This window comes from Tenacibaculum sp. SZ-18 (assembly GCF_002813915.1).
Lineage (GTDB): Bacteria > Bacteroidota > Bacteroidia > Flavobacteriales > Flavobacteriaceae > Polaribacter.
The window spans coordinates 143144-159464 of sequence record NZ_CP019335.1; the positions used below are offsets into that span (position 1 = coordinate 143144).

Sequence of the window (16321 nt, forward strand, 5' to 3'; positions counted from 1 at the left end):
AAAATATGTTAGAAAGTAATTACCCTAAAGTAACTCTTACGAAGTTCTTAACTTCAACATCACCATAAGAAGAAACATATTCTGCAACAGTTTTCTTCTCATCCTTAATGAATTTCTGATCTAATAAACACTGCTCTTGATCTAAAGTAGTATTATCAGAAATAAATCTTTCCATTTTTCCTGGTAAGATTTTGTCCCATATTTGCTCTGGTTTACCTTCAGCTTTTAATTGCTCTTTAGCAGTTTCTTCAGCTTGAGCTAAAGCTTGGTCAGTTAACTGTAATCTAGAAACGAATTGAGGTACATTCTTTAAAGTTTTACCTAAACGCACTAATTCTTCGTTATCTTTTATGATAGCAGCAATTCTTGCATCAGTTTCAGCAGCGACGTACTCAGGAGAGAAATCTTTGTAAGATAAAGTTGTAGCTCCCATAGAAGCAGCTTGCATAGCTAAATCTTTAGTTAAGTCAGTAGCTTTTTCAACTGGCTCAGTAATTCCAACTAAAGCAGCAATTTTACCAACGTGAGTATAAGATCCTACATAAGGAGCTTCAATTCTTTCAAAAGAAGGAACTTCGATTTTCTCACCGATTACACCAGTTTGCTCAATTAATTTTTCAGCAACAGTATTACCATCTCCAAAATCAGCAGCTAAGAAATCTTCTTTGTTAGTAAAGTTAATAGCGATATCAACAAACTGTTGGGCTAATTCTTTATATGTATCATTTTTAGCAACGAAATCAGTTTCACAAGCTAAAACGATTGCAACACCATAAGTGTTATCTTCACTAACTTTAGCGATGGCTACACCTTCAGATGAATCACGATCTGCTCTTTTAGCAGCAATTTTTTGTCCTTTTTTACGTAAGATTTCAATTGCTTTATCGAAGTCTCCTTCTGCCTCTACTAAAGCTTTCTTACAGTCCATCATTCCTGCACCAGTAGTTTCTCTTAACTTTTTTACGTCTGCAGCGCTAATTTTTGACATTTTATGTTTTTTTATTAGTTGTATTAATAATTACAATGATAAAATAAAATAAAGGTTTCAATATGATGAAACCTTTAAATTAAAATTTATTTTGCTTCTTCAGCTTTTGCTTCAGTAGTTTGAGCTTCTTTCTCTGTTTTAGCTTTTTCCTTATCAGCTTTTCTTTCAGCTAACCCTTCAGAAATTGATTCAGTAACATAAGATAAAACTTTGTCAATTGACTTAGAAGCATCATCATTTGCAGGAATTACAAAATCGATCGGTCTTGGATCAGAGTTTGTATCAACCATTGCAAAGATAGGAATGTTTAATTTTTGAGCTTCAGCAATAGCAATGTGCTCTTTCTTTACGTCAATTACAAATAATGCACCTGGTAAACGAGTCATATCAGAGATAGAACCTAAATTCTTTTCTAATTTTTCACGTTGACGGTTAATTTGTAATTTTTCTCTTTTAGATAATGCATCAAAAGAACCATCTTGTTTCATTCTATCAATAGAAGCCATTTTCTTTACAGCTTTACGGATAGTAACGAAGTTAGTTAACATACCACCTGGCCATCTTTCAGTGATGTAAGGCATGTTTACTGATTTTGCTTTTTCAGCAACGATATCTTTAGCTTGCTTCTTAGTAGCAACGAATAAGATTTTACGTCCTGAGTTAGCTATTTTTTGTAGAGCTGCAGTAGCTTCATCAATTTTAGCTGAAGTTTTATACAAGTCAATGATGTGAACACCATTACGCTCAGTATAAATGTAAGGAGCCATATTTGGGTTCCACTTTCTAGTTAAGTGTCCGAAGTGTACTCCACTTTCTAATAATTCTTGAATGTTTGCCATTTTAAAAAATGTGTTTACGTTCTGTTTTCGCAATATTTCAGTAGTTATTAAGTCTGAAATATTTAGATACTAAACTGTTAATAAATAATATACTCTTATAAATAACAGTTCAAATAAACGATTAACGTTTAGAGAACTGGAATTTCTTACGTGCTTTCTTCTGGCCGAATTTCTTACGCTCAACCATTCTTGGATCACGAGTTAATAACCCTTCTGGCTTTAATACTGCTTTGTGTTCTTCATTGATTGAAACTAAAGCCCTGGTAATTGCTAAACGAATTGCTTCTGCTTGACCAGTAACACCACCTCCATATACATTAACTTTAATATCGTAAGAAGCTAAGTTCTCAGTTAACATTAAAGGTTGTTGAACTTTATATTGTAAAGTTGGAGTTGTGAAATAATTATTTAATTCTCTTTTGTTGATAGTAATGTTTCCACTTCCTTCAGAAACATATACACGAGCAACAGCTGTTTTTCTTCTACCGATTTTGTGAACTGTTTCCATTATTTAAGATCGTTAAGGTTAATAGTTTGTGGTTTTTGAGCTTCCTGTCCGTGCTCTGTACCAACGTATACATATAAATTTCTAAATAATGCGCTACCTAATTTATTTTTTGGTAACATACCTTTAACTGCTTTCTCTACTAATCTTGTTGGATCTTTTTCGAAAATTTCTTGTGCAGTAAGAGATTTTTGTCCACCTGGGTAACCAGTGTGACGTAAATAAGTTTTGTTAGTCCACTTGCTTCCAGTTAATTGTACTTTGTCTGCATTGATAATAATTACGTTATCACCACAGTCAACATGCGGAGTGTAGTTTGTTTTGTGTTTACCTCTAATAAGTTTTGCAACTTTAGAAGCTAAACGACCTAATGACTGCCCGTCCGCATCAACTAAAACCCACTCTTTGTTTACAGTAGCTTTGTTAGCCGATACCGTTTTGTAACTTAATGTGTTCATACACGATTTAGTTTTTGTCTGTTAATAATTTTTATTTTTTCCTTAAAAAAGGAGTGCAAATTTACAATTAATTATTTATCTGGCAAATAGTAAGTTGCTTTTGTTTTGGTTTGTTAAATCGATATTTTAAATTAACATATTATTAAGAGAAATTGGCGGTACTTTTGAAGATTATTAAAAACTACTAATGAGAGTCAGAAAATTACTTCCTTTTCTTGGATTGTTTCTATTCAAAAATACATTCAGTCAAGAGAGTGAAAATAGTACTATTGTTGTTCCAAAAAAAATTTACAACACAAAAAAAATGATTACACTTCCAAAAATTGATGGAGTAATCACAGATAAGGCATGGGATCATTTGGATTGGGGTGGAAACTTTACACAAAAAGTTCCTGATGAAGGTAAGGCTCCAACCTACGATACTAAGTTTAAAATAGGATATGATGAAAAGTATCTATATGTGGCCTTAAAAGCTTTTGATGAGGAACCAGAAAAAATTGAGGAGCGTCTTTCTAGAAGAGACGGATTTGCTGGAGATAGAATAAATGTTATTATTGATAGTTATCATGATAAACGTACAGCTTTTGTTTTTACGGTAACAGCTGCTGGTGTTAAGGGAGAAGAGCTTGCAACACAAAATGGTCAGAATTGGGATGCTAGCTGGAATCCAATTTGGTATACAGACGCTAAAGTTGATGATGAAGGATGGACAGCTGAAATGAAAATTCCTTTAACGCAGTTGCGTTTTGGTAATTCAGAGGAGCAAATTTGGGGTTTAAACATCAATAGAATGTTATTTAGAAAGCAAGAAAGGTCTCTCTGGCAAAGAATCCCAAACGAAGTTTCTGGCTTTATTAGCGAAGCTGGTGAACTTCATGGTTTAAAAGGATTAAAATCACAAAAGCAATTAGAAATTCAACCATTTACAGTTTTTCAATACGATACTTATGAAAAGGAAGGTAGTAATCCCTTCAGAGATGGTAGCGATTTTAGTGTAAATGCAGGTTTAGATGCTAAAATTGGAATTACTAATGATTTAACGCTAGATTTAACCGTGAATCCTGATTTTGGACAAGTTGAAGCTGATCCAGGAGCAATTGCTTTAGATGGATTTCAAATATTCTTTAATGAACAACGTCCGTTTTTTGTTGAAAATAAGAATATTTTCGATTTTCGATTTGCGAATGGGCCAGATAATGTTTTTTACAGTCGACGAATTGGTAGAGCTCCACAAGGTAGTGTGAGTTTAGCGGATAATGAATTTGCGGATGTTCCTATCAATACTACAATTTTAGGTGCTGCAAAGTTTTCAGGTAAAACAAAAGATGGTTGGTCGATCGGAATTTTAGAAACAGTTACTTCTAATGAATATGCAGAAATAGAAAATAATGGTAATAGGAGAGAAGAGCTTGTTGAGCCGCTAACGAATTATTTTGTAGCAAGAGTTCAGAAAGATTTTAATGAGCGAAACAGTTATATTGGTGGAATTTTTACATCAACAAACAGAAATTTAACTGACGATTTAAGTTTCCTAAGAAAAAATGCTTATACAGGAGGATTAGATTTTCGTCATGAATGGCATAATAGAGATTATTATATTCAAAGTAACTTTGTTGCTAGTCACGTAACAGGTAGTAAAGAGGCAATTCAAGCAACACAAGAATCTCTAACGCACTTGTTTCAAAGAGTAGATGCTAGTCATGTTGAAGTTGATCCAAATAGAACTTCGTTAACGGGAACTGGAGGTCGAGTTTTTGGAGGAAAACGAGGCGGAGGAAATTGGAGATATTGGGCTGGAGTAAATTGGCGTTCTCCAGAGTTAGAACTGAATGACGTAGGTTTTCTTAGGCAAGCAGATGAAATTAGACAGTTTGCGAATATTCGATATTTGTGGCAAGTTCCAACAAAAATATATAGGGATGCTAATGTTAGAGTTCGACAATTATCTTCTTTTGATTTTGAAGGAAATTATAACCGAATGGAATATAGTCTTGAAGGAAACATTAATTGGATAAATAATTGGTGGACCGAATTAGAGTTAGTCCATAAGCCAAGAATATTTTTAAACACCTTCTTACGAGGAGGACCAAGATGGCGTTATTCTGAAGAGAATTATATGGTGTTGTTTTTTGGTTCAGATCAGAGTAGGAAGTTTAATTTTAGAGCTGGATATATTCAAAGTGGGACTGAACAAAACAATTTCTCTCTTACAAGATATGTCTTAGGTTTTAATTATCAGCCTTTTGATTCTTTTAGCGCTTCTTTAACAACAGAATTTTCTAAAAACCCTAATAAAACTCAATATGTAGGAGAGGCAGATTATGGTTCTGTTAAAAGATATCTTTTAGGAAATATCGATCAAAAAACATGGAGTACAACATTAAGATTGAATTATAGTTTTAATCCTAATTTATCGATTCAGTATTATGGTCAACCATTTATTTCTAGAGGTAGATATAATAATTTCAACTACGTAAATAATTCTATTGCTAAAGATTTAAATGAGCGTGTTACTTGGTATGATGATAATCAAATTCAACAATCACCAGGAGGAGATTATTTAGTAGATGAAGACAGAAATGGAGTTGTAGATTATCAATTCTCGGATCCTAATTTTTCATTTGTTCAGTTTCGTTCAAATTTAGTAGCACGATGGGAATATATTCCGGGTTCTGAACTGTTTTTGGTTTGGGCACAAGGAACTACTGGAAATGTTGATTCTGATAGATCTTTATTAGGAGGATTGAATAATCAGATTTTAGATAATACTTTAGAGAATACATTTTTAATCAAAGCAACTTATAGGTTTTTGTAGTAAGCAGAGATTTGTTTCGTTTTGAAGTAACGTTACACAATTATGTTACCTTATGAACGACAACATTCACCGCAAACGAACACAGAAAGATGGTAAGTTGAATTTTAAACTTTTTGTTGTATTTAGAGTGTAAAATGGAAATTAGCTCACTAAAAGGCTTAACTTAAACCTGGAATTAAAGTCCATAGTGCTTTTTTAGTATGGTTAAGAACATATGGTAGCTTTGATTAAGATCACAAAGCGCCATCTATATTCTACAATCACCAGAACAAAGATTAGTAGAGTTAGTGCAAAAATCACGTCAATTAGAAAAGCAAAACAATCGTTTAGAAGCTTAAGAGAAAGAAAATATTTCTTCTACGTGTATACTCTCGAATTATTAGTAGAATGGTTTATTATCGAACTAATTATACAGTTAAGACAGTTCAATTAATAGCAAATAAAATTATTTAGTTGGTTCGAGGTGTAAAAACAAAACAATTAAGAATTGGAACAAGAGAACACACAAATCTTATTGAACATTTGAAGTGAATCGACCAGAATGAGTTTGAGTAGCAGATATTATCTATCAAGGAAAACGAAAAGTTCCTATTTACATTTCATTAGTTACCGATACATACTTTACAGGTTATAATTTGGATAAAACTTGAGAAGAAAGCTCAGCTGTGCAAGTTTTGACTGTAAAAAATAGAATATCAAAACAAAATGATAATAAAATCATAAAAAAAAACACCCTCAAAGCTTTATACTTCTTCGGATGTTTCACATATTTAATCCATAAATAACTGTTACGCTATTTTAAGATTATTCATTGTAAAATACTATTCTACTTTTTGATCCAATAAATCAAAGAATTGATTTAAGCGAGGTAATATAATGATTTTTGTACGTCTGTTTTTTGCCTTATTAGCAGGAGAGTCATTTACTGCTAATGGAATATAACTACTTCTACCAGCTGCGATTAAACGTTGTGGAGCAACTTCGTATTTGTTTTGTAACTCACGAACAATAGCAGTAGATCTTCTTACACTTAAATCCCAGTTGTCTTTTAAAGTTGATCCTTCAGAAATTGGAGTGTCATCAGTATGACCTTCAATCATAACATCCATTTCCGGCTGAGCATTTACAACTGTAGCAACTTTCTTAAGAACTTTAGAAGCTTTATCTGTGATGGTATAGCTACCACTTTTAAATAATAATTTATCAGAAATAGAAATGAAAACTACTGTTTTTTCAACATTTACTTCAATATCTTGGTCATCAATTCCATCTTGTAATTCTTTCTTTAAGTGAAAAGCTACAACTAAGTTTAATGAATCTTTCTTAGATGCTGCTGCTCTAATTTTGTTGATGTATTTGTCTTTCTTTCCTAATTGAGATAATGTTTCTTTTATATTATCATTAGCTCCTTTGGTAAGAACGGTTAAATTTTCAACTTGTTGAATAGTATTTTGTTTATCTTTCTTCAATTCTTCAACTCGTGTTTCTAAATCTTTAGAGCGATCTTGATATTTTTCCTTTTCTACTAAACACTTGGTTAAGTTAGTTTTTACTGTTAACAATTCATCTTTTGTTTGCTTGTGTTGTAATTTTAAAGCTTCAAGCTCTTTATTAGCAGCACATGACATTAACAAAAAAGTAGCTGATATAAATAATACTATTTTTTTCATCTTGATTATAGTTAAATGTAAGTTGCAAATTTAGCAAAATGATTAAACTAAAAGTCATCTTAACGCTATTTTAGTATATATTAGTTTATTTTTGTTAAATAAATCTAAATCAACCATGTTTAAGCAATATTTACTTCTGTCGTTTTCAGTTTTAATAATATTCTGTGCTTGTAAAGAAGAGCAAAAAAAAGATGAATATACCAAGCTTCGTGGCGATATTTTTGGTACCACTTATACAATCGTTTATAAGGATAGTAAAAATTATCAAGATGAAATTAATACAGTTTTTGAAGCGTTTAATAATTCATTGTCAACTTATATTCCTAGTTCAATTATAACCAAAGTTAATGAGAACGATAAGTTTGTCGTAGTTGATGACTATTTTATTGAGGCTTTTGAAAAAGCGAAAAGAATTTATAAAGAGACAGATGGTTTTTTTGATCCTACTATTGGTAAATTAATTAATGCTTATGGTTTTGGTTCTGGTAAGGAGAAGAAAAACTTAACCAAAGAAGAAATAGATTCTTTGAAACAGTTTATGGGATTTGAGAAAATTACTCTTGTAGAAAATAAAGTAAATAAGCCAAACGAAATAGAGTTCAATGTAAATGCCTTTGCAAAAGGTTTTGGGGTTGATGTTGTAGGAAGATTATTAGAAGGTAAAAATATCGAAGATTACCTTGTTGAAATCGGAGGTGAGATAAGGGCAAGAGGAAAAAGTCCGAGAAATTCACCTTGGAAAGTAGCAATTGACGACCCTAACACAGATGGTTCAAGAAGTCAATCAAGAACTATTGAAATAAACAATCAATCTATGGCAACTTCTGGTAATTACAGAAAGTTCAAGTTAAATAACAAGGGAGAGAAAGTTGTTCATACTGTAAATCCAAAAACAGGTTTAGCGCAAGAAAATAATTTGTTAAGTGCATCAGTTCTAATTAAAGGTGACTGTGCAGATGTCGATGCGTATGCGACTGCTTTTATGGCTATGGGATTAGAAAAAACAAAAGTATTTCTAGAAAAACATCCAGAATTAAAGGTGGTTTTATTGTACGCGAATAAAGAAGGAGAGATTCTTGAGTTTACTAATTAATTTTTATAGCAAATAGGCAGAATTTCAGTTTCGTCTAACGCATATTTTGTAACCAAGTCATGGGGAATTTTTTCCGAGTATTTAATTTCTTCTACGTTAAATCCAACAGAGCGTAATTTGTCGAAGTAATCCATTCCATAAATACGAACATGATCGTATTGTCCGAAAATTTTAGCACGTTCTTTTGGATCCGTTATAGAGTTGTCTTCAAAAGTATTTTTTCTGTTAATATCTTGAGGAACCTGAAATATTCCAAATCCGCCAGGTTTCATAACTCTTAATAATTCCTGGATTGCCTTAGTGTCATCAGTAACATGTTCTAAAACATGGTTACAGAAAATAATGTCAAAAGTATTAGCTTCAAAAGGTAAATCACAGATGTCTGCTTTTATATCTGCTAAAGGAGATTCAATGTCAGATGTAAGGTAATCTAAATTCTTTTGATATCTAAATCGACTGTAGAAACATTGCTCTGGTGCTATATGTAGTAGTTTTTTCTTCTTTTGTGATGTGAAGAAATCAGTTTCATTTTTTAAATATAACCAAATTAAGCGATGCCTTTCCAAAGACAAGGTCGATGGTGATAATACATTCTTACGTTGTATTTCATATCCATAAGGAAGCATTTTTCTGAATGATTGACCGTCAATTGGATCCGTAAAATTATTTCCTTTCAACCAAAAAGTTAAAAAGAATCTCACCGGATAGCTTAATTTAATAAGCAACGGACGAGGAATAGTGTTTAATATGGATTTAAAAAGAGACAATTTAAAGAACTAAAGGTTGTTGTCTGAATTCTTTTTCTTCGTCACTTTCAATACCTAAAGCTTCATAAATGTAATGAAAAGTTGAAAGTAATTCAGGTTTTCCATCAACAATAGCAACATTATGTTCGAAGTGTGCAGAAGGTTTTTCGTCTAAAGTAGTTATGGTCCAGCCATCTTTATGATGTCTTATTTTTTGAGTGCCCATGTTTGTCATTGGTTCAATTGCTACAACCATTCCTTCAATGAATTTTTTTCCTCTCCCTCTTCTTCCGTAGTTCGGCATTTCAGGATCTTCATGCATCGTTTTACCAAGTCCATGACCAACTAATTCACGAACTACACCATAACCATGTTTTTCAGTATATTGTTGAATAGCATATCCAACATCTCCAACTCTGTTACCTACCTTAAACTCACGAATTCCAACATATAAACTCTCTTTAGTAACATCAAGTAATTTTTGAGTTTCAGGAGCGATTTCTCCAACAGGGAAAGTATAAGCGTGATCACCATAATAGTCATTTAGTATGGCACCACAATCAATAGATAGAATATCCCCTTCAGTTAAAGGTGTGTTGTTTGGAATTCCGTGCACTACTTGAGAGTTAGGACTCATACAAAGTGTATTTGGAAAATCATACAAGCCAAGAAAACCAGGAATTGCGCCTTGCTCTCTAATAAATTCCTCCGCTAACTTATCTAAATACAAACTAGTTACACCAGGTTTTACCTCTTTAGCAAGCATTCCTAATGTTTTAGAAACTACAAGCGCACTTTGACGCATTAATTCTATTTCTTCTTTAGTTTTTTGTATGATCATAACCTAAAATAAAGTGCAAATATAATTTAAGAAAATCAGATAAATACTATTGTCTCGGTTTATTGAAATAAAAATAAATAAACGATGTTAATATCCAACATAGAAGAATATTCAGAAAGAAATTTGAAAGGTTCCAGCTATTATTTGGGAAATCGTTTTTATTTAGCCAAAATTGATGATAATATTTAAATGGAAAACCAATATTAACAACTGGCTTCATGTTTAAATTTCCAGCTGAGAATAAGAGAGAATACATTAAAGAAACGTAAGAGGTAACACAAAATGTTATTATGGAAATTAGTAAACTTTTGAATAAGGATTGAAGCGTCATTGTTTGACACCAATTATTTTTCATATGCATGTTTGTATCCTTTTTCTAAAAGGATTAAAAGCATGTCTTCCTCCAGCGAAGCTCCATCTATCGTATGTTCTACAAATCGTCCAATTTCTTTTCCATTTTTGTAGAAAATAAAAGTAGGAACTCTTTCAATATTATATCCTTTTTCAATTCCGTTTGCAGTTTTATTACGATTTACAGTAGCAAAAGCCAGTTTGTTGTAATCAAAACCTGCTTCGTCTAAAATCTTATAAAAATTAGGTGTTTCTCTGCGGCTATCGTCACACCAAGTTCCCATAAAACCTTTGATAGTGATATTTGTTAAAAGTGGCTTTAATTTATTGATAACACTTTTATCAGTTTCGTAATATTCGTAGTAGTCATTAAACCATTCGCTACCGAATGGCTCTTGTTTAAAGTCACTTTTAGTAGCATAGCCTACTAAATTTCCATTAGCATTTTTAGTCGCTTTGGGTTTAGAATTATTGTTTGCTAATTTTTGACTGGAAGCACATGCGGCTAAAATTATTACTGAAACGAATAAAAGTATTTTTTTCATTTTGGATTTATACTAATGAATGTTGTGTCATTTCCTTTGGTTGTTCGACTCCAATTAATTTTAAAATTGTTGGAGCTATATCGCCCAAAATACCATTTTTAATTGACTTTAGCTCATTGTCTATTAAAATTAATGGGACAGGATTGGTAGTATGAGCTGTGTTTGGTGAACCATCAGGATTAATCATTGTTTCACAATTACCATGATCAGCAATGACTAAAGTAGTATAGTTGTTTTCTAATGCTGTGGTAATGATTTCGCTTGTGCATTTATCTACAGCTTCACATGCTTTTACTGCAGCGTCAAAATCACCTGTATGTCCAACCATATCGCCATTTGCAAAATTTAAACATACGAAATCTACTTCTGCTTTTTGAAGTTCAGGAACAATTACATCTTTAATCTCAAAAGCACTCATCTCTGGTTGTAAATCATAAGTAGCAACCTTTGGAGAAGGACATAAGAGTCTCTTTTCCCCTTCAAATTCTTTTTCTCTTCCACCAGAAAAGAAAAATGTAACATGAGGGTATTTTTCAGTTTCAGCAATTCGAATTTGTTGCTTACCTGCCTTTGATAAAACTTCTCCTAAAGTATTTACAATGTTTTTGTTGTCATAAACTACCTTAATTCCTTCGAAAGTATCGTCATAATTTGTCATTGTAACGTAGTACAATGGTAATTTCTTTAGGTTTTGTTCTGGAAAATCTTTTTGGTTTAAAGCCTGTGTTAATTGACGTCCGCGATCGGTTCTAAAGTTGAAGAATATTACAACATCATCTTCCTTTATGGTCGCTTTTGGTTGATTCTCATCATCAACCATAATTATAGGTTTAATGAATTCGTCAGTTACGTTTTCAGCATAACTGTTTTCAATGCTTTCAATTGCATTTGTAGTTTTTTTACCTTCTCCATGAACTAAGGCGTTGTAAGCTAGAGCAATTCTTTCCCATCGATTGTCTCTGTCCATGGCATAATATCTTCCTGTTATACTTGCCAATTCTGCTGAAGTTGAATTCATAAACTTGTTCATGTCTTCGATAAATCTTTTTCCAGATTTTGGATCCGTATCTCTTCCATCTGTAAAAGCGTGCAAGAACAAGTTCTCAATTCCATAGTTATCGGCAGCTGTAATTAACCCTTTTAAATGATTAATATGTGAATGAATTCCACCATCAGAAACTAAACCTAACAAGTGAACAGTTTTGTTATTTTGCTTTGCAAATTCAAAAGTGTCAATTAATACTTTTTCAGAAGACAACGTGTTGTCTTCAATAGCTTTATTGATTTTAGCAAGGTTCTGATAAACAATTCTTCCAGCGCCTAAATTGATATGTCCAACCTCGGAATTACCCATCTGTCCAACAGGAAGACCAACGTGTTCGCCATCCGTTCTTAGTTCTGAATGAGGATAGCTTTTATATAAAGAATCAATAAAAGGAGTATTGGCTTTGTCGATTGCAGATACTTTTGGGTCAGGCGAAATTCCCCAACCATCTAAAATCATTAAAATAACTTTCTTGTTCATTAGATTTAGTTTGGAAAGTAAAAGTAGTAAAGATTTACTACCTACACTTAAAATTTAACGAAACCGATTGCGAGTTCGAATAAATTTTCAACTAAAATTTTAACCGAATTAAGAAATAGGTGATTCCTAAAGCGATCAAAGAAATTCCAATTCCATTAGTTAATAGCTTTCTCTTATTTTCTAAACGAATCTTCTTTTTTATCAATAATAAATCTTCTTTCGTTGCACTATTCTTAAAAATCAAATGATTTGTTGAGTCCGAATGACTCGAGTGGTTTTTCATTTTTTTAAATGTACTTTTTCTTTCTCTTTTGTTGTTTTTTAAACTGCTAATCATAGCAGATACAGGTCCTCCGAATCCCATAGCAAATTGTTTTAATTTTATTGATAGGTAGTTAAAAGGTAAGAATTGTTACAGTTAAAGTGCTGAAAGATTGTTTTTGGTTAATTTGTTGATATTAATTTAAATTGTAGTTTTGCACCCCTCAAAAAAGGAGGTATGTGTTTGTGATTTATTCTAAGAATATATTATAGACAATTGTGTAAATAAAGAATTATAAAAGTAATAATACAAAATGAAAGTATTTAATATAATCCCTGCTCTTATTTTAGTGTGTTTAAATATTCACGTTGCTTTTGCTCAAGAAATTTCAAGAGAAAGTAAGAAGCAAATAAAAGTGCAAGAGGAACAAATACGCGTAAACGAGGAAATGTTAGTTTCTGGAGTAAAAGGATTAGCAAGAATTAAAAGTCGTTTAGAGAAAGATAAGATTAAAAAGAAAATAAGTCAAATAGAAGCAGAAAGAAAGGAAAAGATAATAAGAAGTGTACAATCGAGACTTTCTTCTTTAGAAAGAAAAATAGCAAAACAAAAGGAAGAATTGAATGATTTTAAAAAGAGCCTAAATATTGCTGCGGAAGAAAAAATAGAAGCTAAAATTGTTGAGAATGCAGTTGTTGAAAAGACAAATAATTTAGATATTAAAGAAAGAGAGGAGAAGTTAGCATTAGCGAAGCAAAAACTAGCTCAAGAAATTAAGGAAAGTGAAGAGGCTTTTAAAAGACAACAAGAAGCGCTTAGAAAAAAGAATGATGAGCTTTCTAAACTTGATAATGAGTTAAAAGCTGAAAAGAAAGCTATTCAGGATAAATTGACTAAAGAAAACAGACAAAAAATCATAGATTTTGAAGATGATATTAGTGTGAATGAGGAAATTTTAGTAAGTGGTAGGGAAGGTTTAAAAAGAAATAAAGAGAAACTAGAAACGGCAAAATTCGAGGGATCTCTAACAAAGGAATCTATCGAAAGACGATATTCAGTTATAAAAAGAATTGAAAAGAGATTAAATAAAATAGAAAGAGAGATTGAAATTAAAAAAGAGGCTATTAGAAAGCTAAAAGGAGCATAAATTTTTCATTTTGTTAAAATTAAAAAAAAGCTGATACTTTCTGTATTAGCTTTTTTTATTTATAATGATTTATTAATCTCGATTCGAATATTTTCAAATAGTTCCCTTTATTTTTTGAATTCTTTTTTTAATAGGATGTCTAAATTGAAATTCAGAGAGTTTACTTGGCTCAGTTGTAGTTTTTATAGTATGATTTTTTCTATATCGAGAAATATAACCCGATTTTAGCGTTAGTTTTACATCTAAATTGTTCCTTTCTAAATCATCTTATTGATGATTTTTAAGAACCCGTTTTTAGTTCTATCTATAAAAGCAAAAGCATTTATCGTTTTTTTATTTTTTAGTAAATGAAATTCATGTTTATATTCTGTTTTTTTTTACCAGTCAATTATCAATTAAATTTATTCTTGATTCTATAAATGTAAACTGCTAGTCGTTGTTTGGTCAAAGTCTGCTAACGTTACTTCTAGATCAAGTAAATTTGCACTCTAGAGATTAAAAGCGATATCCTGCTCTGCGCTAAGACTAATTGTTTGTATTATTACGACAAATAGATTTTCTTGTTTTCATTATGTTTTAAATTATAAATAAAGACTATAGTTTTTTAACGAAGTAACAATCTTTTTTTTAGTTTTCTTCTTCTTATTTTGAATGGTTTTCTTGGTCCAATAAAAGATACAAAATTTAAAATTTTAAGGTTTATTAATTTTCAAATGAGTATTTTTATGCTTACAAACAACCCTAAGATTTTTAACTTATGAAAACTCACTTTGAGCTTAATGAGGTAACGAAAAAACTACCGAAACATTTGCACAAGTTTGTGGTGAAGCAACCGTATGATGAATATACTTCTCAGAACCAAGCAGTATGGAGATATGTAATGAGGATGAATGTTGATTATTTGGGGAAAGTAGCTCATAATTCCTATTTAGATGGATTAGATAAAACAGGAATTTCTGTTAATACCATACCAAGAATGGAAGGAATGAATAGAATTTTGAAAGAAATTGGATGGGCTGCGGTTTCAGTTGATGGATTCATTCCACCAAATGCATTTATGGAATTTCAAGCTTATAATGTATTGGTAATTGCATCTGATATGAGAACGATAGATCATATTAAATATACTCCAGCACCTGATATTATTCATGAAGCTGCTGGTCATGCACCAATTATCGCTAATCCTGAATATGCTGAATATTTAAGACGATTCGGAGAAATTGGAGCAAAAGCAATTTCTTCCGCTCGAGATTATGAAATGTATGAGGCAATTCGTTTACTTTCTATATTAAAAGAAAATCCAAATTCTACTCTTAAAGAAATTCAAGAAGCTCAAGAAAAGGTTGAATGGTTACAGAATAATATGGGAGAGCTTTCTGAAATGGCTCAAATAAGAAACTTACATTGGTGGACTGTTGAGTATGGGCTTATTGGAACTGTGGAGAATCCTAAGATTTATGGCGCAGGTTTATTATCTTCCATAGGAGAGAGTAAATGGTGTATGCAAGATTCTGTTAAGAAATTGCCATATACATTAAATGCTTCAAATGTTTCTTTTGATATTACAAAACCACAACCCCAATTATTTGTAACACCAGATTTTGCTCATTTAAGTTTAGTGTTAGAGCAATATGCAAACACTATGGGAATTCGTAAAGGCGGATTAAGTGGAGTTAAGAAACTAATAGATTCTAAAAACTTGGGAACAATTGAATTGTCAACAGGAATTCAAATTTCAGGAGTATTTTCGAATGTAATTACAGATTCAAATAACAAACCAATTTATATTCAAACAGCTGGAGGAACCGCACTTTCAAATCGAGATAAAGAATTAATCGGTCACGGAATTAATTATCATAAAGAAGGATTTGGAAGTCCAATTGGTAAATTGAAAGGAATTAATATTCCGATTGAGAATATGAGTCCTAGAGATTTAGAGGCTTATGGAATTTATGAAGGTAAAACAGTAAGTTTAGAATTTGAAGGTGGTGTTAACGTTAAAGGTGAAGTAATTACAGGAACAAGAGATTTAAGAGGTAGAATCTTATTAATTTCTTTTAAAAACTGTACTGTTTCTCATTTTGATACCGTTTTATTCCATCCAGATTGGGGGATTTACGATATGGCTGTTGGGGTAGATATTGTTTCGGCTTATTCAGGCCCTGCAGATGTAAATTCTTACGAAGATTTAGGTAAAGTTTCTGAAACTAAAACGCATAAAATTAATTACTCCGATTCTGATCGAGAACTGTATGGTTTGTATGATCAAGTTCGACAAATTCGAGAAGAGGATACTATTTCTGAAGAAGTAGTTTTAGGTATTTTTAACATTGTTCAAGAGAAGTTTAATAACGATTGGTTATTAGCATTGGAGTTGTATGAGTTGTCTGTTGAAAACAATTACAGTACTCAAGATGAAATAAAAGCATATTTAGATAATCTTAAAGTCGATGAAGAGTATTCTAGTTTGATTAATGATGGATTGTCGATAATATATAACGAGCAAGTAGTTTAAATGAACTTATTTAATTTATTA

14 protein-coding genes are annotated in these 16321 nt (G+C 31.6%); 4 read left to right on the forward strand and 10 right to left on the reverse strand.

All coding sequences use genetic code 11. The annotated features are described in order from the left end of the window. Positions 1-19: 19 nt before the first annotated feature. The 4 genes from tsf to rplM form a co-directional block, all read right to left on the reverse strand. Positions 20-988 (reverse strand): translation elongation factor Ts, encoded by a 969-nt coding sequence (tsf, locus tag BTO06_RS00685; protein WP_100923473.1) that lies wholly within the window; start codon positions 986-988, stop codon positions 20-22. An 86-nt stretch (positions 989-1074) separates the two neighbouring features. Next, positions 1075-1827: a 30S ribosomal protein S2 gene (rpsB, locus tag BTO06_RS00690; RefSeq protein ID WP_100923474.1), complete on the reverse strand. Its 753-nt coding sequence runs from the start codon at positions 1825-1827 to the stop codon at positions 1075-1077. A gap of 121 nt (positions 1828-1948) precedes the next feature. After that, positions 1949-2335 carry a 30S ribosomal protein S9 gene (gene rpsI, locus BTO06_RS00695; RefSeq protein ID WP_100923475.1) on the reverse strand — a complete coding sequence of 129 codons (387 nt, stop codon included), beginning with the start codon at positions 2333-2335 and terminating at the stop codon, positions 1949-1951. Beyond that, a complete protein-coding gene (rplM, locus tag BTO06_RS00700; protein WP_100923476.1) occupies positions 2335-2790 on the reverse strand; it encodes a 50S ribosomal protein L13 in 456 nt (151 codons plus the stop codon). Before rplM ends, rpsI begins: the two co-directional genes overlap by 1 nt. 187 nt (positions 2791-2977) lie before the next feature. Here rplM and BTO06_RS00705 point away from each other — a divergent pair, with 187 nt between their 5' ends. After that, the gene (locus BTO06_RS00705; protein WP_100923477.1) at positions 2978-5605 is read left to right on the forward strand and encodes a DUF5916 domain-containing protein; all 2628 of its coding nucleotides are present in this window, start codon (positions 2978-2980) and stop codon (positions 5603-5605) included. An 821-nt stretch (positions 5606-6426) separates the two neighbouring features. On the opposite strand, the gene BTO06_RS00710 is transcribed toward BTO06_RS00705, so the two are convergent. Further along, the gene (locus tag BTO06_RS00710; RefSeq protein WP_100923478.1) at positions 6427-7275 is read right to left on the reverse strand and encodes an OmpA/MotB family protein; all 849 of its coding nucleotides are present in this window, start codon (positions 7273-7275) and stop codon (positions 6427-6429) included. A 115-nt stretch (positions 7276-7390) separates the two neighbouring features. On the opposite strand from BTO06_RS00710, the gene BTO06_RS00715 reads away from it, so the two are divergent. Continuing rightward, positions 7391-8368 carry an FAD:protein FMN transferase gene (locus tag BTO06_RS00715; protein WP_100923479.1) on the forward strand — a complete coding sequence of 326 codons (978 nt, stop codon included), beginning with the start codon at positions 7391-7393 and terminating at the stop codon, positions 8366-8368. Here BTO06_RS00715 and BTO06_RS00720 read toward each other — a convergent pair. The 5 genes from BTO06_RS00720 to BTO06_RS00745 form a co-directional block, all read right to left on the reverse strand. Further along, positions 8365-9135 carry a class I SAM-dependent methyltransferase gene (locus BTO06_RS00720; protein WP_100923480.1) on the reverse strand — a complete coding sequence of 257 codons (771 nt, stop codon included), beginning with the start codon at positions 9133-9135 and terminating at the stop codon, positions 8365-8367. The genes BTO06_RS00715 and BTO06_RS00720 overlap by 4 nt on opposite strands. Position 9136: 1 nt before the next feature. Beyond that, entirely contained in the window at positions 9137-9955 is an 819-nt protein-coding gene (map, locus tag BTO06_RS00725) for a type I methionyl aminopeptidase (RefSeq protein ID WP_100923481.1), read from the reverse strand. A gap of 344 nt (positions 9956-10299) precedes the next feature. Next, positions 10300-10851, reverse strand: coding sequence for a thioredoxin family protein (locus tag BTO06_RS00735; RefSeq protein ID WP_100923483.1), 552 nt, complete (start codon positions 10849-10851; stop codon positions 10300-10302). Between the two features lie 7 nt (positions 10852-10858). Next, positions 10859-12376 (reverse strand): 2,3-bisphosphoglycerate-independent phosphoglycerate mutase, encoded by a 1518-nt coding sequence (gene gpmI / locus BTO06_RS00740; protein ID WP_100923484.1) that lies wholly within the window; start codon positions 12374-12376, stop codon positions 10859-10861. Positions 12377-12467: 91 nt separating this feature from the next. Beyond that, positions 12468-12740: a hypothetical protein gene (locus BTO06_RS00745; protein ID WP_100923485.1), complete on the reverse strand. Its 273-nt coding sequence runs from the start codon at positions 12738-12740 to the stop codon at positions 12468-12470. Positions 12741-12951: 211 nt separating this feature from the next. Here BTO06_RS00745 and BTO06_RS00750 point away from each other — a divergent pair, with 211 nt between their 5' ends. Further along, a complete protein-coding gene (locus BTO06_RS00750; protein ID WP_100923486.1) occupies positions 12952-13785 on the forward strand; it encodes a hypothetical protein in 834 nt (277 codons plus the stop codon). A gap of 757 nt (positions 13786-14542) precedes the next feature. Beyond that, entirely contained in the window at positions 14543-16300 is a 1758-nt protein-coding gene (locus BTO06_RS00755; RefSeq protein ID WP_100923487.1) for an aromatic amino acid hydroxylase, read from the forward strand. The last annotated feature ends 21 nt before the right edge of the window (positions 16301-16321 follow it).